The 18,978-nt window shown below is 54.8% G+C and carries 19 protein-coding genes and 1 tRNA gene; 6 read left to right on the forward strand and 14 right to left on the reverse strand.

Going from position 1 to position 18,978, the window contains the following annotated elements:
- Nucleotides 1–31 precede the first annotated feature (31 nt).
- The 7 genes from H7849_RS00405 to H7849_RS00435 all read right to left on the reverse strand — a co-directional run bounded on the left by H7849_RS00405 (nt 32) and on the right by H7849_RS00435 (nt 7,576).
- Complete coding sequence (locus tag H7849_RS00405; RefSeq protein WP_186743485.1) at nt 32–1,054, reverse strand: isocitrate dehydrogenase (NAD(+)); 1,023 nt, start codon at nt 1,052–1,054, stop codon at nt 32–34.
- A 50-nt stretch (nt 1,055–1,104) separates the two neighbouring features.
- On the reverse strand, nt 1,105–1,590 hold the full coding sequence (nrdR, locus tag H7849_RS00410) for a transcriptional regulator NrdR (RefSeq protein WP_186743486.1): 486 nt from the start codon (nt 1,588–1,590) through the stop codon (nt 1,105–1,107).
- 138 nt (nt 1,591–1,728) lie between these two features.
- Complete coding sequence (locus tag H7849_RS00415) at nt 1,729–2,190, reverse strand: DUF1440 domain-containing protein (protein ID WP_186743487.1); 462 nt, start codon at nt 2,188–2,190, stop codon at nt 1,729–1,731.
- A 54-nt stretch (nt 2,191–2,244) separates the two neighbouring features.
- Nucleotides 2,245–3,327, reverse strand: coding sequence for a lysylphosphatidylglycerol synthase transmembrane domain-containing protein (locus H7849_RS00420; protein WP_186743488.1), 1,083 nt, complete (start codon nt 3,325–3,327; stop codon nt 2,245–2,247).
- Nucleotides 3,328–3,421: 94 nt separating this feature from the next.
- Entirely contained in the window at nt 3,422–4,147 is a 726-nt protein-coding gene (locus H7849_RS00425; protein ID WP_186743489.1) for a lytic transglycosylase domain-containing protein, read from the reverse strand.
- A gap of 5 nt (nt 4,148–4,152) precedes the next feature.
- Nucleotides 4,153–5,076, reverse strand: coding sequence for a Cof-type HAD-IIB family hydrolase (locus H7849_RS00430; protein WP_186743490.1), 924 nt, complete (start codon nt 5,074–5,076; stop codon nt 4,153–4,155).
- 100 nt (nt 5,077–5,176) lie between these two features.
- Nucleotides 5,177–7,576, reverse strand: a complete 2,400-nt coding sequence (locus H7849_RS00435) for an ABC transporter permease (RefSeq protein WP_186743491.1) — start codon at nt 7,574–7,576, stop codon at nt 5,177–5,179.
- Nucleotides 7,577–7,660: 84 nt separating this feature from the next.
- Here H7849_RS00435 and H7849_RS00440 point away from each other — a divergent pair, with 84 nt between their 5' ends.
- Complete coding sequence (locus tag H7849_RS00440; protein WP_186743492.1) at nt 7,661–8,137, forward strand: GNAT family N-acetyltransferase; 477 nt, start codon at nt 7,661–7,663, stop codon at nt 8,135–8,137.
- Between the two features lie 82 nt (nt 8,138–8,219).
- Here H7849_RS00440 and H7849_RS00445 read toward each other — a convergent pair whose 3' ends face one another.
- Nucleotides 8,220–8,762, reverse strand: coding sequence for a superoxide dismutase family protein (locus H7849_RS00445; protein ID WP_251106512.1), 543 nt, complete (start codon nt 8,760–8,762; stop codon nt 8,220–8,222).
- Between the two features lie 242 nt (nt 8,763–9,004).
- On the opposite strand from H7849_RS00445, the gene H7849_RS00450 reads away from it, so the two are divergent.
- The 3 genes from H7849_RS00450 (at nt 9,005) to H7849_RS00460 (ending at nt 11,276) form a co-directional block, all read left to right on the forward strand.
- Nucleotides 9,005–9,445 carry a hypothetical protein gene (locus H7849_RS00450; protein ID WP_186743493.1) on the forward strand — a complete coding sequence of 147 codons (441 nt, stop codon included), beginning with the start codon at nt 9,005–9,007 and terminating at the stop codon, nt 9,443–9,445.
- A gap of 282 nt (nt 9,446–9,727) precedes the next feature.
- Nucleotides 9,728–10,777, forward strand: coding sequence for a hypothetical protein (locus tag H7849_RS00455; protein WP_186743494.1), 1,050 nt, complete (start codon nt 9,728–9,730; stop codon nt 10,775–10,777).
- A 214-nt stretch (nt 10,778–10,991) separates the two neighbouring features.
- Nucleotides 10,992–11,276 carry a hypothetical protein gene (locus H7849_RS00460; RefSeq protein WP_186743495.1) on the forward strand — a complete coding sequence of 95 codons (285 nt, stop codon included), beginning with the start codon at nt 10,992–10,994 and terminating at the stop codon, nt 11,274–11,276.
- 162 nt (nt 11,277–11,438) lie between these two features.
- Here H7849_RS00460 and H7849_RS00465 read toward each other — a convergent pair.
- Together H7849_RS00465 and H7849_RS00470 are read right to left on the reverse strand one after the other, a co-directional pair.
- Nucleotides 11,439–11,514 (reverse strand) — tRNA-Ala (locus H7849_RS00465).
- Between the two features lie 98 nt (nt 11,515–11,612).
- Nucleotides 11,613–12,887, reverse strand: a complete 1,275-nt coding sequence (locus H7849_RS00470; RefSeq protein WP_251106513.1) for an alanyl-tRNA editing protein — start codon at nt 12,885–12,887, stop codon at nt 11,613–11,615.
- A 146-nt stretch (nt 12,888–13,033) separates the two neighbouring features.
- On the opposite strand from H7849_RS00470, the gene H7849_RS00475 reads away from it, so the two are divergent.
- Nucleotides 13,034–13,591 carry a hypothetical protein gene (locus H7849_RS00475; RefSeq protein ID WP_186743497.1) on the forward strand — a complete coding sequence of 186 codons (558 nt, stop codon included), beginning with the start codon at nt 13,034–13,036 and terminating at the stop codon, nt 13,589–13,591.
- A gap of 2 nt (nt 13,592–13,593) precedes the next feature.
- Here H7849_RS00475 and pstS read toward each other — a convergent pair whose 3' ends face one another.
- Complete coding sequence (pstS, locus tag H7849_RS00480) at nt 13,594–15,063, reverse strand: phosphate ABC transporter substrate-binding protein PstS (RefSeq protein ID WP_186743498.1); 1,470 nt, start codon at nt 15,061–15,063, stop codon at nt 13,594–13,596.
- A 90-nt stretch (nt 15,064–15,153) separates the two neighbouring features.
- Here pstS and H7849_RS00485 point away from each other — a divergent pair, with 90 nt between their 5' ends.
- A complete protein-coding gene (locus H7849_RS00485; protein WP_186743499.1) occupies nt 15,154–15,501 on the forward strand; it encodes a YciI family protein in 348 nt (115 codons plus the stop codon).
- A gap of 115 nt (nt 15,502–15,616) precedes the next feature.
- On the opposite strand, the gene rho is transcribed toward H7849_RS00485, so the two are convergent.
- From rho to H7849_RS00500, 3 genes are all read right to left on the reverse strand, one after another.
- Nucleotides 15,617–16,867 carry a transcription termination factor Rho gene (gene rho, locus H7849_RS00490; RefSeq protein ID WP_186743500.1) on the reverse strand — a complete coding sequence of 417 codons (1,251 nt, stop codon included), beginning with the start codon at nt 16,865–16,867 and terminating at the stop codon, nt 15,617–15,619.
- Between the two features lie 116 nt (nt 16,868–16,983).
- Nucleotides 16,984–17,205 carry a DNA-directed RNA polymerase subunit omega gene (locus tag H7849_RS00495; RefSeq protein ID WP_186743501.1) on the reverse strand — a complete coding sequence of 74 codons (222 nt, stop codon included), beginning with the start codon at nt 17,203–17,205 and terminating at the stop codon, nt 16,984–16,986.
- Between the two features lie 563 nt (nt 17,206–17,768).
- On the reverse strand, nt 17,769–18,842 hold the full coding sequence (locus H7849_RS00500; protein WP_222439746.1) for an isoaspartyl peptidase/L-asparaginase family protein: 1,074 nt from the start codon (nt 18,840–18,842) through the stop codon (nt 17,769–17,771).
- Nucleotides 18,843–18,978: the final 136 nt, after the last annotated feature.

Raw genomic sequence — 18,978 nt, forward strand, 5'->3', positions numbered from 1 at the left:
GCATTTGTGAGAAAAGTGCTTGGGCTGGGACTTATGCTGCTTCTTCGATGGCCTTCACTACAGCATCAGCGAATGCCTTCGTGCCACTGGACCCGCCCACATCGCGCGTGAGCGTCTTCTTCTCGGTGTAGACCTTTTCCAAAGCCTCCTGCACCTTATCGGCAGCCTCTTCTTCATCGATATGCCGCAGCATGAGAACCGCCGACTGTAAGAGCGCCGTCGGGTTGGCAATGTCCTTTCCCGCGATGTCCGGGGCAGACCCGTGTACGGCCTCAAAGATCGCAGTCTCGACCCCAAGGTTCGCCCCCGGAACCAGCCCCAGGCCGCCAACAAAGGCGGCGCACAGGTCGCTGACAATATCACCGTAGAGGTTTCCAAGCAGAAGCATGTCGTATTGGTAGGGATTCATCACCAGCTGCATGCAGGTGTTGTCCACGATGTGCTCGCCGTAGGTGATCTCGGGAAAGCCCTTGGCGACCTCGCGCGCGCACTTTAGAAACAGGCCATCGGAGAGCTTCATGATGTTGGCCTTGTGAATCGCGTGAATTTTCTTGCGATTCGCTTTACGCGCGTAGTCGAAGGCAAACTGCGCAATGCGCGTCGAGGCCTTGGCCGTAATCACCTTCAACGATTCAACCACGCCCGGCACCACTTCATGCTCAAGACCAACGTAAAGATCTTCGGTGTTTTCGCGAATAATCACCAAATCGACATTCGGGTAGCGCGTCTCCAGACCGGGCAGGTTCTTGATCGGCCGGAAGTTCGCATAGAGTTCGAACTTCTTCCGCAGCGTCACGTTGATGGAAGGAAAGCCGCCTCCAACCGGGGTCGTGACTGGACCCTTTAGGGCAAGCTTGTTGCGCTCAATCGATTCATACAATTCCTTCGGAATATATTCCTTGTGTTTCTCAAACGCTTCCGCTCCTGCGGCAAAGCGTTCCCATTCGAACTTTATCCCCGTAGTTTCCAGAATGCGGACCACCGCTTCGGTTACCTCCGGCCCAATGCCGTCTCCGGGAATCAACGTTACTTTGTGTGCTTTTTTCTCAGTCATAATCTTTCAAAATCGTTAAGGCAGAAGGTCGTGGCAAAGAACAAGACTTGTTAGCTCGCCGACTTGTTCTTCTTCCCCTGCTCCTTCCCGCTCAGTAACTGCTCTAACTCTTCCTTGAATTCGCGAACATCCTTAAAGTCTCGGTACACACTGGCGAAGCGAATATAGGCCACCGTATCAAGGGCTTTGAGCTTGTTCATCAACAGTTCGCCAAGCTCGGTCGTCGTCCGCTCGCGCTCGGGCGAATCGATTACGAATGTCTCCGCCTCATCCACCAGCGATTCCATCTTGCTCGCCGAAATGGGCCGCTTCTCGCACGCATGGAGCAGTCCGCTCAAAACCTTCTGGCGTTCAAACTTCTCCCGACGCCCGTCCTTTTTCACCACCATATAAGGAATCTCGTCGATGCGTTCATAGGTGGTAAAGCGCTTGTTGCAGCGTTCACACTCGCGCCGCCGCCGAATCGAATCGGCTTCTTTACTTTCGCGCGAGTCCACCACACGGTCTTGCGCAAACCCGCAGTAAGGACACTTCATTTTGTCTGCTTTGATTCTAACAGTGGAACTATTACACGCTGACTGCTCTGCCAGCCTCGAGCCAGAGCAACCGATCACTCGAACCGGTGTCAGCAAATGTCCGAGGAATCACATCGCGCAATTCGGAGAAAGACAGAGTCACAGCGCTTTGCGTGCCGCACGCCGCACCGAGTCTGTTACCACCCCATAGACCGCGTGCGAAACCCACTCACCGATGCGCTCCCGCGCAGGCTGCGATTCCGTTGGTGCAGACAGCCCCATCTTAGGCAGCAGCGATTCATGCGTGATCTTGTTCAGGGTGATACCGAAGGCGGCGCCTTTCCAGGCACCGAGGGACGGTTCGTATTCGACCATTGCCCCATATACCGCTCCCGCCAGCGCGCCAAAAGCCCAATGGATGCTATCCAGAGCGGCCTGTTTTTCTTCAGGGGCAATTGGGTGTCCAGCCACGCGTTCCGCCAGCACAATGGTAGGAGGTGTTTGTCCGGCAGCGCGCGGCGGAAAGATACCTTCAGCGACGAGCTTCGCCCCAGCCCCGGCCAAACCGCCGATCAATCCGGCCAAAGCGCCTTTCAATGCCGATCGTTCTCCCTCTGCCATAGCTCTTGAGATGCGAAAACTAGCAGTCCTGAGGCATTTTTCAAGTACGTTACGTTAGCCCGCCGACTCACTCACTTGATGATGCTCATGTTGCGTGGCAATTTCTTCGCCTGCATGTTCGCTCTCTTCCGTTACCTTTTTCAAGGAGACATGCTCAAACCGTGCCCAGATCAGTCCAAGCGGAATCACGCTCAGAAAAGTCACCAGCAGCAAAACTGCGCCACAGCCCAGCGCAGGCTCCCACGGCACTTTGAAGAAGGCCTGCATCGCCGCCGTCGTCAGTCCGATCTGAGTAAACCATCCCACCACTGGCAACGTAATAATCGAGCTGCCCATACTCGCAGCCATCAGCAGCATGCACTGCGCAAGATGCATGTTGGCCAGGATCGGTTCAGCTACGAACGCACGCGCAGTTTCGAGATAAGCAAAGGCAATCATGCTCCAGTGAATCAGGGAAATCACAACCACTAGAAGGAGATCGCCCATGGAGCCGATTGCGTTGAGTCCGTCGCGAAAACCCAGGACCTTCTCCGCAATTTGCTCCCCCAAACGCGGCGAAAGCGCGGCGAAAGCGCGACCCAAAACTCTCGCAACGGCTCTGCCCGAAACCCGCACAAACACGGTAAACAACGCCAGGAAAACAGCCACGAGCAATCCACCCAGCGCTGCCTTGTTGATGAGATCCGGGCGCGGCAGCGAATGCCGGTCAGGTGAAAACAGTAGCACGGTCGAAAAAATCAGCGCCATCGCACCCATATCGAACATGCGCTCGACCGTGTACACGGCAATCTGCGCGCTCAGCGGAATCTGCGTACGTCGAGAGACCAAGTAAGGCCGTACAAGGTCGGCGAGGCGCCCGAAGAGCGCGACGCCAGTAAATCCAATCACCATAGAGCCGATCAGCTCAAAAGGCGAAACATGCTTTGTGGGTTTCAAGAAAATGGACCATCGCACCGCACGCAGGCAGTACGCGAGCCAGATCAGAGCAATTCCTACTCCGATCCGTGTCCAGTCAGCCTGCTTCAGCTGATGCAGGAAAACATCCCAACGAAAATTAATGCGGTTCCGTGCTACCAGAACCACCGCGATCAGCACCGCCAGGGCCACCGCCCAGAATATCCAGTTCTTTTTCTTCAAACGATTTTGTTCCTTAACAATTTGTTGCGGTTAGAACGACGAGAGGTGCTCATCCTGAGGAAATCAGGCTAGAGGCATGCTGCGTCAATACGATTTAGCGCCCAACCGCAGGCTTTATGCTAGCAACCTGCTTCTGCTCTGCCATCCGAGCCGCGTAGCGCCGGTTGAATTCATGAATCACCCGCGCGACGTAGGCCCGCGTTTCCCTGTAAGGTGGAATCCCGTGCCACCGATCCACCGCCGCCGGGCCCGCGTTATACGCTGCCAGCGCCAACGCCAGATTGTCGTGATACTTCTTCAATAAAGAATCGAGGTACGCCGTTCCGCCATTGATATTGGCGCCAGGAGCAAAGCTGTTGTCGACTCCGAGGTCCGCAGCCGTCTTCGGCATCAACTGCATCAACCCTTGTGCCCCTGTGCGGCTTACCGCATGCGGATTACCACCACTCTCAGCCCGCACCACGCTCGCGAGTAGGTCGACATCAAGATCGTGCGCTTCGCCGGCCCGCGCCAGCATCTCGTGCATCGCCTGATAAGTGAGCTTTTCATCTTCGGCAGTTGCAGCGTGCTTAGAATTCTGAGCTTTGGGCAGATCCACATGCTCAACGCCAACAATCTCGCCCGTGTCAACATCAACAAAATTCGTGCTGCCGGAATCAAGAAATAGCCGGACCCGTTCGCCATCCGCCTGTTGATGGTCGCAAATCAGATCGAAACCGTTCCTCAGCGTCACATGCTCTGCAGCGCGAGCAGGCGCATGCGATGCGAGCAACGCACCACCGATCAAGATTCCGCCGAAAATCTCCCGGGTCCGCTGCATCACGCTCACTCTACCATGCTCACATCGCAACCCATCGCAAATTGACTGCAAAGAATGTCCTCGATCACCTGCGCCACACCGTCCTCGTCGTTGGTGGGAGCCACATGCCAACCCCAGTCCCGTCCTTCAGCCAGCAGTTCGGACGAGGCATTCCCCATCAGCACGGGGTGTCCGGAAAATTTCAGCATTTCCAGGTCGTTGTAGTTATCGCCAACGGCCATAACCTCTTCCCGCCGCAGCCCACGCCGCGCTGACAGTCTTTGGAGGGCCACCCCTTTCGAGCACCCTGGCGGCAAGATATCAAGGATGCTCAAGTTCCTTGCCGGATAGCGCGTCTGGTGCATCTCGACCCTTTCGGCAAAAGGACTCGCCGCTAGCCATTCCTCCGCCTGATCCATCTCCTCGAGCGTGCCGCAGATCATACCCTGCACCGGAGACTCTCCTGCATCAAAGGCCCCCTCCAGCGGCCGAACTTCCTCAAGCCACGGCCTGTTCGCCTCCACCCATAGCGCAATCCGTGCGTGCAGCTGTTCCAGCGACTCAATCACCAGCTCACCTTTGCCGTCGCGGTCAAACGTGAAAACAGTCGTCCCGCCAAATTGCCGCAAAACGCCGCAAAGCCCCCGCGCCGTCTCCAAAGGAAGAAAAGCCCGCTCCATCCTCTCCCCGCCTAGAGTTCGCATAATGGTACCGTTCGAGGTGATCAGCACCGTCTCCTGATTCAGCCCGATCGGCTGAATCAGGGGAGCCGCATACGCCTGTCTCCGCCCGGTCGCAATCACAATGTCCACACCCGCCTTTTGAGCCTGACGCAGGGCAAGCCGATTGCGCTCACTGATAATGGTGCCCGTCGAAGGCAGAAGCGTTCCGTCGATATCAATGGCAATCAGTTTTACAGGGGAGCTGCTGCGGATCGGAAATTGAGACATTCCCTGATATTCTACCGGTTTTCGTGGTGTGACATCCCGTAATACGCAGATTTCAAGGTCTTTTGGTCTACAGGAAAGCCTGACGCTTTAGCCTTAAACACTACTCAGCCCGAAGCGCGACCATGGGATCCACCTGAGCCGCTCTCCAAGCGGGAGCCAGCGCCGCAACCGCAGCCGTAATCAACAGCAACACAGTCGCCAGTAACAAGCTCAGAGGATCAGCTGCGCTGACACCGACCAGCATGCTCGTAATCAGGCGCGTCATCGCAAAGCTCGCAACCATGCCAAGCACGATTCCCCAGCAAGCGAGCCTCGCCGTATGAGACAGAATCATGCGCAGAATTGCGTTCCGTTCCGCGCCGAAGGCCATGCGAACACCGATCTCGAATGTGCGTTGGGCAACGGAATAGGCCATCATCCCGTAAACGCCGAGCATGGCCAGCAGCAGCCCGAGGCCAGCAAATGAGGAGATCAGAACCGACCGAAAGCGCTCCGCAGAAATCGATTCGCCCACCATCGTGTCCATGGTGGTGAACTTCGTCGCAATCTGCGAATTGGTCCGCATAATCTCAGATTGCACTGCATTCATCAGCGTCAGTGGCGCTACCTTCGTCCTGAGCACGATATGGATCTCGGTGGCGTAAAACGGATGCTGCTTCATCGGCATGTAGAGAGTCGGTCCCGGATTAGCCGCAGGCGAATCCTGCCGCACATCTCCGACAACTCCAACAATCGTCATCCACTTGTCGGAATCGAGCCCGCACTGAATCTGCTTGCCGATCGGATTAGCGTCGCCAAAACTCTGTCGCGCCAGCGACTCGCTGATCACGGCGACAAACTGGCCGCTGTAATTGTCCTGTGCGTTGAAATCGCGCCCCAGCTTCAGCGGAATCCCCATTGTCTGGAAATACCCCGGGCTCGCAACGCTGAAATCCGCGTATGGAGAATGATTAACGTCCATGGGCCCTTTACCTGTGACCGTGTAGTAGCCATTCGACCCATGACTTCCCGTTGGCAACCCCATAATGCCAGCGGCGCGCTTTACCCCAGGTAACGCCGCCAGTTGGCCAAACAGTTGATCATACTGCTGCAAAACACGCTGCGCCTCGTCCACAGTGTGCGCTGGAGCGTCTGCATCCACCACCAGCATGCGCCCTGTCTGGTAGCCCATATCACGCGCAGTAAGTGTGACCAGCGTCCGCAGCAAAAGCCCCGCGCCTACCGCCAGCACAAACGTAGCCGCCACTTCCGCCACCACCAGTCCACTCCGCAGAGCCGAAGCACTGCGTCCGGCGAGACCACGCGAGCTGTCCTGCTTCAAGGCTTCCGATGGATCGACCTTTGCTGCCTTCCGCGCCGGCACCAACGAGGCCGCAACCGTAGTCAGCAGGGAAAGCCCCAGCGTAAACGCCAGCACCCAGCCATTCAGATGGATCTCCATCGCGCGCGGCAGACCCACCGGAGCCATGGCCACCAAGGTCCGCACTGCGGGAACCGCCAGGGCAATCCCCAACGCCGCTCCCGCCAGCGAAATCAACAGGCTTTCAGCCATCACCAGCCGCCGCAGTTGCCAGCGCGACGACCCCAGCGCTGTACGCACCGCCAGCTCACGCTGCCGCTCAATCGACCGCGCCAGTTCAAGATGCGTCACGTTGACGCAAGCAATCAGCAGAATCATCCCTACCGCTGCAAACAAAAGCAGCAGCATGGGACGTGCCTTGCCTGTCAGTTCCTCCTGCAGCGGCACAACCATCATCTGCTTGTTCTTGTTTGCATCCGGATATGCCGCCTGCAGCCGCTGCGAAATCGCTCCCAACTCCGAGCGCGCCGCGTCTACAGAAACTCCAGCCCGCAACTTCCCGATTGCCTTGTAATTGAAAGCTGTCCGCTCCGTCGACTCGGGCTGCAGCGGAAGTGCAAACCAGACCTGAGTCTTCTCTGGAAAGTCAAAGCTTCCAGGAATAACGCCGGTAATCTGCAGCGTCTCATTTTCGATGCGAAGCGTCTGTCCCAGAGCCGCCTCGGCGCTGCCGAAGTTGTCGCGCGCGAACCGATCGCTCACCAGCGCCGCATGATGCGCTTCGCTATCGCTGAAGAGCCGTCCAGCAATAGGAGTCAGTCCAAAGACCCGTTCAAAATTCACATCGACTCCAGCGACACGGCTAAATACCGCGTGATCCTTTAACGTCACGCCCATGTCGCCACCTTCATACATGCTCAGAGCTTCCAGACTGTGCGCTTGCGAGCGCACATCGGCAGCGTCCGGCCCAGTCACGCGGCGGCTTACGTGTCCGCTGTCTGTCCAATTGGTGTCCAGCGCCACGATTCGGCTGGGATCCACATACGGCAAAGGCGCCAGCAGAATCGACTGAACGACAGTAAAAATCGCCGTGTTCGCACCAATTCCCAGCGCGAGCGTCAAAATCGCAGTTATGGTAAATGTCGGATGTTTCCACAATTGCCGTGCTGCAAATCGCAAATCCTGCAAGAAGGTTCCCACTGTCACGCCTCGCGGTCTGCCGGGTTGATCATGATGCTAAACCAATCAATCCTGCATAACTACGCATTTTGCGATACTCAATGCATGGAACTTCGTTTTGCCAATGCAGCTGATCTGCCGGCTATCGCGCAGCTTATCAATCAGGCATTTTCTGTCGAGCTTTTCTTCAAGGCGGGCGACCGCATCACTCTTGAAGAAGTATCGCGCCTTTATGAAAAGGGCCGCTTCATGTTGTTCCAAGAAGATGGCGTCATTCAGGGGAGTGTTTACGTAGAATTGCGCGGAGAACGCGCCTATCTGGGCTTGTTGTCAACGAATCAGGCCCGTCAACGCTCAGGCATCGGTACCAGATTGACGACGGCAGCAGAAGAATTCGCCCGCGAGTCCGGCTGCCGGTTCATGGACCTTCGTATTGTCAACCTACGCGAAGAGCTGCGGGCGATCTATCAGAAATTCGGCTATCAGGTCACCGGTACCGAACAAGTTGCCGTTGAAGCCGGCCAGCACTTCACAAAGCCAGCTCACTTCATCAACATGTCCAAAGAGCTGGGTCACCGCTGAGATATTCAGAGAACCGCAAAAAAGGGTCCCCGCCAGCCAAGCCAGGCGGGGATCCACGTTTTTGATTAGTCTCTGAATAGACTTACATCGAAGGTGGTGTGATCACGCCACATGCAATCCTGGCCCCTGCATTCCCAGCTGGATCAGACATCATGTCGTCAGCTTTCTCGTGAACGACAAGCGAAGTTCCGCCATTGGCAAATACAGAATTCGACGCATTTGGTTCCAGGGTGACGTCCGACGCCAGAAAGCTCTTTTTCACCTTGCCATCGGCGCCAGCCGTCAAGTTAAGGGGCAAGTCTCCATTGTGATGCCCTTCTGGATTCTTGATGCCATGCTTCTTGCCCGCAGGATTGAAATGTCCGCCAGCCGACTTGAAATCAGGTGGATCGCACTTCGCAGTCTGATGAATATGAATCGCATGCTCGCCTGGCGGGAGATTCTCCAAGGCAACCTTGATCTCTACGCCGGACTTTTTCTGCGACAGCACAGCCGTGCCCGCGTCTTTTCCATCCGCAGTCTTCAGATCAACCTTCACCTGCTTGGGAGTTTTCTGCGCTAGTACCGGAACAACGGTCCACGCCGCTACAGTTGCCAACAGCATCGCCTTCGACAGATAACTCATTACCGCTCCTCGTCGCGGGGTTTGAAAGGACTCTGCCCGCACGCATGCCAGAATACTCCATCTATGTGCAGTAAATGTAACCGGGTAGCTTAATGCCTGCATAACCCGATTGATCTTCATCCCTCGAAAGAGTCTTGCCAACATTCATTGTCAATAGGATGATCAAAACGCGCTGATTTCAGTGAAGTCACTATTGGATCTCCCCGGATCCCATTTCAAGCTGTAAGCCCTCTGGAGGCGATATGAGGCGACAATCTTTCGCGTTCGGATTACTCGTCGTAGTTCTTGCTTGCAGTAATTTGGCATACGGAGCGACCCGTCAATGGCAAAGTGGAAAATTGCTCGATACGGAGCAGCAAAAGGTCAAAGAGGAGAGCACGACGACCTACACGACGGATGGCCAGGCAAAAAACAAGAGTGACGGCAAGACGGATTATTCGCAGAACACAACAGCGACGACAGCTGACAACATCGATACCTATGAGGTTTACACGATTCAGGGTGCGGGCAAAACTTATATCGCACGCGAGAAATTGCTCTTCCCATGGTCAAAGCCGGCGAACGTAACTGTCGGCGCTGAGTTGAAATATGCAATCGACGGACGCAAACTCTATATCCTTGACGATGACCAGAAAGAGCATAAAGCGTCGATCGTCAAAACAAGCCTGAACGAGGCAAAATAAATTCTCAGGGGTCTGGCGAACTGGGTCCGCCCAACCGAGTATTCGTTGTAAGTCATTATTAAGAAAAGATAAATCTGTCTTGATACTTGATATCCATGGTCGTCTCACCGGTTGCGCACGAGACGTGGCTTCCCACTATCCCGGACGTGAAGCCTCAGTGGAAAGCACTTTCCGCCCCTGATTGTTCCGGACATTTGGCTGCAAAGCCATGCAGGATACAATTGACTACGATATTTCATGCAACAGCCAACTCACCTATGATTTGAGCACTCAAAAGCGTCAATGAATATCGATTCCAAACAGGAACAGGTTGCAGGCATCGACCAATCTGATCTCCCCATCTTCAACCAGGACTGGTGGATTAACATCGCGCGCGGATCCGCGCATTATCGCGAACTGAGGGTCTTCGATGGCGACACCATCATTGGAAAACTACCCTATATCTTGTCGAGAAGCCTGATCGGTCTTTTTCATGCCCGCGACCCTCATTGGTCGCACATCGGTGGGCCGGTCGTTGACGAGCGATTAAGTCGCAAAGAACAAGCCGAAGTACTCCATCTGTTGCTGCAGCAATTGCCCCGATGGGCTTCGATTGATTTCGTTTGTAATCCGAATGCAAGCTATGCGGACCTCGTCAAGAACGCTTTTATGAATGCAGGATTCAAGCACACGACTCAGATCACATATGTGCGACACCCTACAGATGTCGATGTAATGAATACCCGAAAAAGTAAACATAACGGACACATTAAACGAGCATGCAAGGAATTAGATTGCGTGGATATTAGCGGTACAGAATTCGTCCGCTTCTTAGAAACAAATTTGAAAGCTAGAGGGAAAAAGAGCTATTCGCCTCTGGATGTTATGAGGCGCCTGATTGACGAGGCCGTTTCCCGTGGACAGGCACGTGCCATTGCCGCCAAGCCAAAGCATTTTGGAAATGGGGCGGGGAACGATTCTTTGGCCACTTACGATGCCGCGATTGCCTACATCTGGGACAGCAACTGTTGCTATTACTGGATGTCAACACACCGCATCTCTTCGTTGGACGGATCGATTCAAAAGCCTCATCCGGATGCAATCAAGCTTCTGGCGGTGCAGGCCATGCACCATGCCCAGGAAATGAGTTTAATTTTTGATGCGGATGGAGTAACAACGCCGGGGACGGAGAACCTTTACCGCAATATGTTTGGTCTCAAGGGAGAGGAGCGCCGCGATATTTTCCAACGCACGACCGCGTTGGAGCGGCTCCGCCAAAAGTATAAATCCCAATACATTCGTTCCCAAGGCCCTAGCCTATTGTTCATGTGTGAACCGCTTCTGGCGGAGTAGCCTAACTGAGACGTTTTGTCTTTGCGGACTTGCCATGACGACAGCGCATTCGGTGTGCAACAACATGTTTGTTCCATGCAGTCGCCCGCGATGGTGACTGAAGAACACGTATTAGCCAAAAGATAGTCTTGTCTTTAGTCATTTCGGTGAAATCATCCTTTCACTTGGCAACCTCTGAGTTGGGTCGCTCCCGCCAAAGTGTGAAGGAAAAGAAATGAAGAAAATGGAAGAACTACACGAAGGGCAGGCTAAGCTGACCGGATTGTGCAATGCATCAGAAACGTTTGATGTCGTCTATAGCATTTCCTTCCGCTTTGAGCTGCAGAACCGGCACGCCGGCCTTCCGTGCATGGCATTCAAGTCGGCGTCCGTAAATTATGTGCAGAGTATCGACGGCAGAAATATACCAACCGGAGAATATCTCCTCGAGCGGGAACACGAGATAAACAAGGTCGAGAATATTGGGATCTGGCAGATGATGAGTTGGCCCGAGGGTTAGGAATCGCTGAAGCCGACGCTACTGTTTCGGAAATCATCTGGGTCGTAGTTGTACGCGCAGGCTGTAGACTGATAAGTTTTCACGCTGATGCTCACGGCGGAAAATCTATATTCTCGTAATTGTCTTTGAGACGAAAAACCGCTGAAAATCGAGTGGTGTTTATGGTGGAGCTAGTCGGGCTCGAACCGACGACCTCCTCGTTGCGAACGAGGCGCTCTCCCAGCTGAGCTATAGCCCCTTTTTCAGGAGGGAACCACTCCTTCCAGTTTAACAGTGCTATGCTGATTCGCAAAGCCGCAGACGGACTCTATTTACAGGCGGCTCGCGTAAATCCTGTCACTTGACTGCAGATGAATGGACCCGATCGATCACCATGGCGGCAAGTGCTTCCAACAAGTTCGCGGTCTGCAAATGTGGCACATGTGCCTGCGCAAGATCAGGTGAGCCGCCGCCACGCAGACCCAAGCTAACGAGCGCTTCTTTCAGCAGATTTCCGGCGTGAAAGTCCAGATCGCCACTGCGCGCCAGCACCAAAAGCGAGGGCTCCTGGTGCGCAGATACCAGCAGAGCGACAGTCTGCGGAACGCTAGCAACAAGACGTGAGGCCAGCAGCTTCACATATTCAGCATCGCGCTCGGCAAACGTCCTACGGACCAACCGTAGACGGTCCACAATCTGGTCTTCCACTGCCAGCCGGATCGCATGATAAGTCGCCAGCTCTTCGCGGAGCTTATGCAGTTCTTTTGCGTTCGACTTCGCATCGGCAACAAGCCGTTCAATTCCTGACGGGACTTCCGTGCGCGGCATTGAAAGCAAAGCTGCACTGCGTGTAAGAACCGAAAAGTCCTGGTGCGCCGCAACCACTGCGCGCAGTCCGCAGACAAACTCTACCCGAATGCTCTGCCGGACACGCTCGATACTGCGAATTAGCAGTCCGCCAATCTGCCCGGTTGATCGCACATGGGTTCCTCCGCACGCGTTCAAATCGCAATCGGCGATCTCAACCAGACGGATTGTCCCGCCGCGCTCAGGAAGTTTACGCAGCTTTCCTGCAGCCAGCATTGCCTCGGCTTCACTACGATCGACGTTCCAGATCGTGACAGCGCGATCTTCTCCAATTACTTCGTTTGCAATGCGCTCGACGCGCTCGAGACTGTGATGGGCTAGCGTTTCTACCGCTAGATCAATCGTCGATGATGCTTCGCCCAGATGGAACGATGCAGTGGTCGCTTGCATTTCCCGTGCAAAGATTGCCGACAACAGATGCTGTCCCGAGTGCTGCTGCATGTGATCAAAGCGCCTGGCCCAGTCAACCTCCCCCTGAATCTCTGTCCCGGCAAGTAGCGGCTTCAATGTCTGGTGCCAAACTCCGCCCTGCTCATCCTCTTCGACCGCGATAACCGGAATCTCTAAGGCTGCTCCGTTGCGCGAAGTCGCTCTAATCATTCCCTGATCGTGTGGCTGACCACCACTGGTCGGATAGAAGGCCGTGCGATCCAGAGCCACTTGCCACACAGACTGTCCTCCTGTCCGGGAAAGCTCGCGGATATCTGCCACGCGGGCGGAGAAGTTTGTCAGAAAAGAATCGGAATAATAGAGGCGTTCACTCATAACCACTGCAAACCGCTTAAAAGATAGTTTATCGAATGATGTGCATGGTCCCTGTCAATATTCCGACGGTATTGTGGCTTCCATAAGAAATATTTCGAATTAGCAAAGACTTTTCTCTCAAAACAGAGTTTGATCAAAAGTAGTCTATGTTTCCCCGTCGCTTCAGTTGCGCCCTTTTTGTGCTTACGTTCACCGTCACCTGCATCTCTGCCCGTGCGCAGCAAAGTGACGATTGGATCCCCCACAACATGGATGCCGTCGGTCAGCGTGCGTCCTTCCGGACTGACTTCACCTTTGACCGCACGATGTTGGCTCTGGCCAACAACTTCATCGACGATGAAAATACGCGCCGCGTTGTTGCCAAACTCAACGGCATCTCAGTGCACTGCTACAAGTTTTCGTTGCCGGGACTCTACGATCCCGGCAACCTTGAAGCCGTCCGTCAGCAGTACCATGATCGCGGTTGGAAGCACCTGGTAACCGCGCAGTCCGTTCATGATCGGAGTAATCTGGGGCGAACTGACGTGTGGATACGTTTCGAACATACCAACGTCGAAGGCGCGGTAGTAATGTTGGCCAGCCCAACCAGTATCAACCTGATTGCTATCAATGGCACACTTAGTCCGCTTGACCTGCTGCATCTGCGCGGTCATTTCGGCATTCCGAAGTTTTCCGGCGATCACCTTGTTGAGCAGAACAACTGACGTTATTTCAGAGCGTCAACGGCTTGCAATTCCTGAGCCACCACCTCACGCGGCAGAGGCACATATCCGAGCGACGAGCACTGTTTCTGTCCTATGCTCAACATCCATCGCAGAAATCCGGCAATGGCGGCCCGTTTCTGTGCGTCGCTTTCGGTTTTCGGCACTACAATCCACGTAAAGGAACTGATGGGGTAGGCATCTTTCTCCTCGGAATCGAGAAGGGAAGGGCGAAGGTTCTCTGCTGTAACATGCGACTTCGCCGCAGCCGCTGTGATACTAGCTAGATCGGCCTTGATGAACCGTCCCGCGGGATTGCGCACTGCGGCATAGTTGAGCCGGTGCTGGATGGCATACGTCATCTCAACGTATCCAATGGAATTCGGCGTCTTCGCCACCATCTCTGCCACACCTTCATTTCCCTCTACTCCGCTGCCCACGGGCCATTTGACGCGGGCGCCCTCGCCCACCTTGCTCTTCCAGCCAGGACTTACCGACGCTAAGTAACTCGTCCACGCATAGGTTGTGCCACTGCCGTCAGAACGGTGCACAACGGCAATGTCAGCATCCGGCAAACGTGCGCCACTATTGGATTCGCGAATCCGCGGATCATTCCATTTGCGAATGACACCTATATAGATATCCGCCAGTACCTGGGGAGTCAGATTGAGTGTGTGGCCGGCATCCGGCAGGTTATAGATAGGAACGATTCCACCGACCACGGTAGGAAAATAAGTGGTCTCCGACTGAGCACTTTCAACCGGTCGGATGTCTGAAGCCGCGAAATCGAGATTTCCATTGCGTAAGCGTTCTAATCCAGCCTCGGAGCCAATCGTGTCGTAAGAAATCGGAAATCCGCCCGCCGTTTGTTGAAAGGACTCGAACCACTTCAGATAGATAGGCGCCGGAAATGTAGATCCACCTCCGTGCAGAGCAACTCCGGGTTCAGGTGTGGCCTTAGCAGGCAACGAAGCGATCGCCATGCCTGTCTTCATTTCCCGCTCAAGCCGTGCGACAACCTGATCGGCTAGGTCATCAACAATGTTCGAAGTACGAAATCGCCCCGGAGTCGCCAGATACGACCACAATGTCCGCTTCGCTGAGTCCGTGAGCTCGACTGACAAATATCCCTGATACATCGTCTGCCTGGAGCTGTTCGAACGGAGATTGTTTGAAATCGTTCCCGTCATCCAGATCACGGCGTTGCCGTGCAGAAGGGCGTCGGCGCCATCCGACTTATCGCTGACATGGATGCCGCCTTTCTCGAGCCTGTCCACCACACGCTTGCGAGCAGCCTGCGCATTGGCGCCCGCGCCAAACGAATCCACATAGATCGTGTGCACTGTTTGGAGTCTTTCGTCCGCACCAGACTCAGCAGGCGCACAAGGAGTGAGCAGGCAGAGAACGCACACCGACAGCGCCCACTGCCACGCCAAATTTCGGCGAGTAGACCAATTTGCGAGCCTAGTTTTCATCGCCCTCAGTAGCTTGCCTCATTCTTATCGGAAATTGTGTGAAAAGAAGCGGTAGCGGAGAGCCGTTCAGGTATCCGCCATAATGAAAGCATGCCTTCATCCACTCCAAGGCGCCCCGATATTCCGCGCAACCTCAAGCCGTATTTTCTTTGTCTGCTAAAAAAGGGTCCACGATGGAACATTACTGAGGGCAATGAAGACCTAATGCCGCGGTATCTCGCTTTTCTTCGTCGTGAAACGGAAGCCCGACGGATTCTCTTCGCGGGACCAATTACAGACGGCGGCGAACTTGTCGCCATGGTCATTCTGGAGGCGCCAAACGCCGAAGAAGCGAACGCAGTAGCCAATGCCAACCCCAGCGTCGAATCAGGGCATTTCATTACAGAGCTTCATCCTTGCCTCTTGCCAACGCTTGATACCTTCAAAGTGGAATATTGACATATCCCTGGAAGGGGCAGCGGGCAGCCAAGCTCTTAGAAAAATTGAAGTTTATTCGCATATAAGTGGAAAGGGCGCGCTATCAGGCGCGCCCTTCCGTTCACTTTTATCCAGTTTATAGCGAGTTCATATTCAGGAGGAACTCTGCGTTGTTCCGAGTTTTCCCCAGCTTGTCGACGAGCAACTCCATGGCCTCAACCGGAGACAACGGATTGAGCACCTTGCGCAGCACCCAGATGCGGCTCAGATCCTCTTTGGGAATCAGCAGCTCTTCCTTACGCGTGCCCGAGCGCTGAATGTCAATCGCCGGGAAGACGCGCTTATCGACCAGCTTGCGGTCAAGGATGATTTCCATGTTGCCGGTGCCCTTGAACTCTTCAAAGATCACTTCGTCCATGCGCGATCCAGTGTCAACCAGGGCTGTTGCAATGATCGTGAGCGAGCCACCTTCTTCAATGTTGCGAGCCGCACCAAAGAAGCGCTTCGGCCGCTGCAAGGCGTTCGAATCAACACCGCCTGAGAGCACCTTGCCCGACGGAGGAACGATCGTGTTGTAAGCACGCGCCAGACGGGTAATTGAGTCGAGGAGGATCACCACATCGCGCTTGTGTTCGACCAGGCGCTTCGCCTTTTCGATCACCATTTCCGCCACTTGGACGTGGCGAGCAGCCGGCTCATCGAATGTCGAGCTGATCACTTCACCCTTTACCGAGCGCTGCATGTCCGTCACTTCTTCCGGACGCTCATCGATCAGCAGGACGATGAGGACGACCTCAGGATGGTTCGAGGTGATCGAGTTGGCGATCGCCTGCAGCAGCATCGTCTTGCCGGTGCGCGGCGGAGCGACGATCAATCCACGCTGCCCCTTGCCAACCGGAGTGAGCAGATCCATCACGCGCCCGCTGATGTTGTCACGCACGGTCTCGCTTTTGAGGCGCTCCTGCGGATACAGCGGTGTGAGGTTGTCAAAAAGGATCTTGTTGCGCGTCTCTTCCGGCGACTCAAAGTTAATCGCCTCGATTTTGACCAGGGCAAAATACTTTTCACCCTCGTGCGGCGGACGCACATTGCCGCTGATCGTGTCGCCAGTCTTCAGGTCGAACTTGCGAATCTGGGATGGCGAAACGTAAATGTCGTCTGGACCGGGCAGATAGTTGTAATCCGGTGAGCGCAGGAAGCCGTAGCCGTCAGGCAGAATTTCCAATACGCCCTCGGCAAAGATGTGGCCCTCTTTTTCGCTTTGGGCCTGTAGAATCTTGAAGATAAGGTCTTGCTTGCGGAGTCCGCTCGCGCCTGGAATTTCGAGCTGGCGGGCAATTTTGCTCAGTTCTGTGATGTTTTTTTCTTTTAGTTCGGAGATGGTCATTGTCACCTGCGGTGGGTAGGTTGTTTAGGGAGGCCGTTCTTGAATGGAAGGAATCTCTGGTATGGCAGAATGTTTCAGTTTTTACTGAGGGGAGGGCCTGCACAGCAGGCCGCGGCTTACGCTGCGCGGCGCTGCTGCTGAACCTTTGCCTTCTCTTCAACGATGGGGGTGACCGCTACCGGGTTCTGGTAACGGAAGCGAGCCATAACTTCATTCGTAGTGTCCTGCACACGCGTATTCGGCTTGTGCAGCTTACGGGTCGCTTTGGAAGCCAGCTGACACAGCTGGTAGCGATTGGAAACGTGGGTCAATGCCCCATAAATCAGATCAGAACGCATTGTATTTCTCCTTCATTCATAAACAGTTCCACGATCCTTCGCGCTCATAAATCCGGCCGTAGATCGTCGGTCATCGAAACGCCCTGAATTAGGGTTGATTTCGTTCCGCTTTCCTTAGGAATCTCATCTCTTAAGACGCAACCACCTGCGACTTAGATCAATTTTTTTAACCTAATTTTTCAGCTTTTTTGTGGAGCGGTATCGTTTCCACTCCACGTTTACAACAAAATCTGCTGAGTTTCAGGCGCAAACGCCTTCTCCCGCGTGGCGACATGACACATTAAGCCGCCCCGAGGGCCAAAACCAAAACAACTGCTTGGATCTGGGATGAAAAAGATTACGGCAGAGTACGAAACTGAGTTAGAGCATCACTTCCAACACTTCTTCATCGAATCAGCACTTTTGAAGTTAAATCCGATGTACCAGAAGGTCAACATTTTTTTTCATAGATTTTCGGGGTCCGTCCTCCATTAATTGGTAGAAATTCTCGTCCTGATGATTCAAATCGGCCTCGCCCTGTGGACAAAGGATCAGGCGTTCGCTTGATCCCTGTTGTCTTTTCGTTACTTTTCGTCTTTGTACATGCCAATCTCAGCTTTTCCGCCTTCGGAGATGCGAGCGCGGTACATGCCGGGGGAGTTGAAGCTCCAGACCATGTCGCCTTTGGTGTCGATGGCGATGATGCCGCCGTCTCCCTTCAGATCAGTAAGTTGGTGCTGGATGACATCGTCGGCGGCTTCCTGAAGACCCATGCCTTTGTACTGGACCAGGGCGCAGATGGTCCGGGCGACGGTGAGGCGGATGAAGTATTCGCCGGTTCCCGTGCCGGAGACGGCGCAGGAGCTGTTGTCGGCGTAGGTTCCGGCACCGATGATGGGCGAGTCGCCGACGCGTCCCCACATCTTGGCGGTCAGGCCTCCGGTTGAAGTTCCGGCGGCGATATTGCCTTGCTTGTCGAGGGCGACGACGCCGACGGTGCCGAACTTGTGGGCATCAGGCGATTCGACGGGGAACATCAGGTCGGCGCTGGGTTTTCCAATTGCGGCGGGCGGCGCTCCGGCAGGTCGTGGGGGGATCGGCTTGCCCTCTTTTTTCAGTTCCTCGACCAGTTGTTGCCAGCGGCGCTCGGTGAAGAAGAAGCTGGGATCGACCATCTCCAGGCCATTTGAGGCTGCGAATTCGTCGGCGGGGGAGCCGATGAGCATGACGTGCTTCGACTTTTCCATCACGGTGCGGGCGAGCGTGATGGGGTGGCGCGTGTGGGTGACATCGGCGACGGCTCCGGCCTTGAGGTTCGACCCATCCATGATGGCGGCGTCGAGTTCGTTCTTTCCGGCTGCGCTGAAGACTGCTCCGCGACCTGCGTTGAAGAGCGGGTCATCTTCCATGTAGCGGATGGCTGCTTCGATCGCGTCGAGTGCTGAACCACCCTTGTCGAGCGTGTCGGCGGCTTTCTGAATTGCTGTTTCGAGATCTGCGCGGTAGGCGGCCTCAGTCTTCGGGTCCATGTTCTTGCGCTCGATGACGCCTGCCCCTCCGTGGAGGACTACTGCCCATTTATGGGTCTGCTGGGCGGTCGCGGTAAGGGCTAAGAGACAGGAGCAGATAAGAAAGGCTGGCTCGCGCATGGTGGCCATGATACATGGCTTGAGCCCGATCCTCTGTGCAGATTCCGGAGCTGGCACACCTACCCCCATCCGTAAATTCATGGAAATAAACGGGATTATTGGAGATGGCGCTATCTATTTGAATTCACTTGGTTTGTGCGTATTT

Source organism: Alloacidobacterium dinghuense, from assembly GCF_014274465.1.
Taxonomy (GTDB): domain Bacteria; phylum Acidobacteriota; class Terriglobia; order Terriglobales; family Acidobacteriaceae; genus Alloacidobacterium; species Alloacidobacterium dinghuense.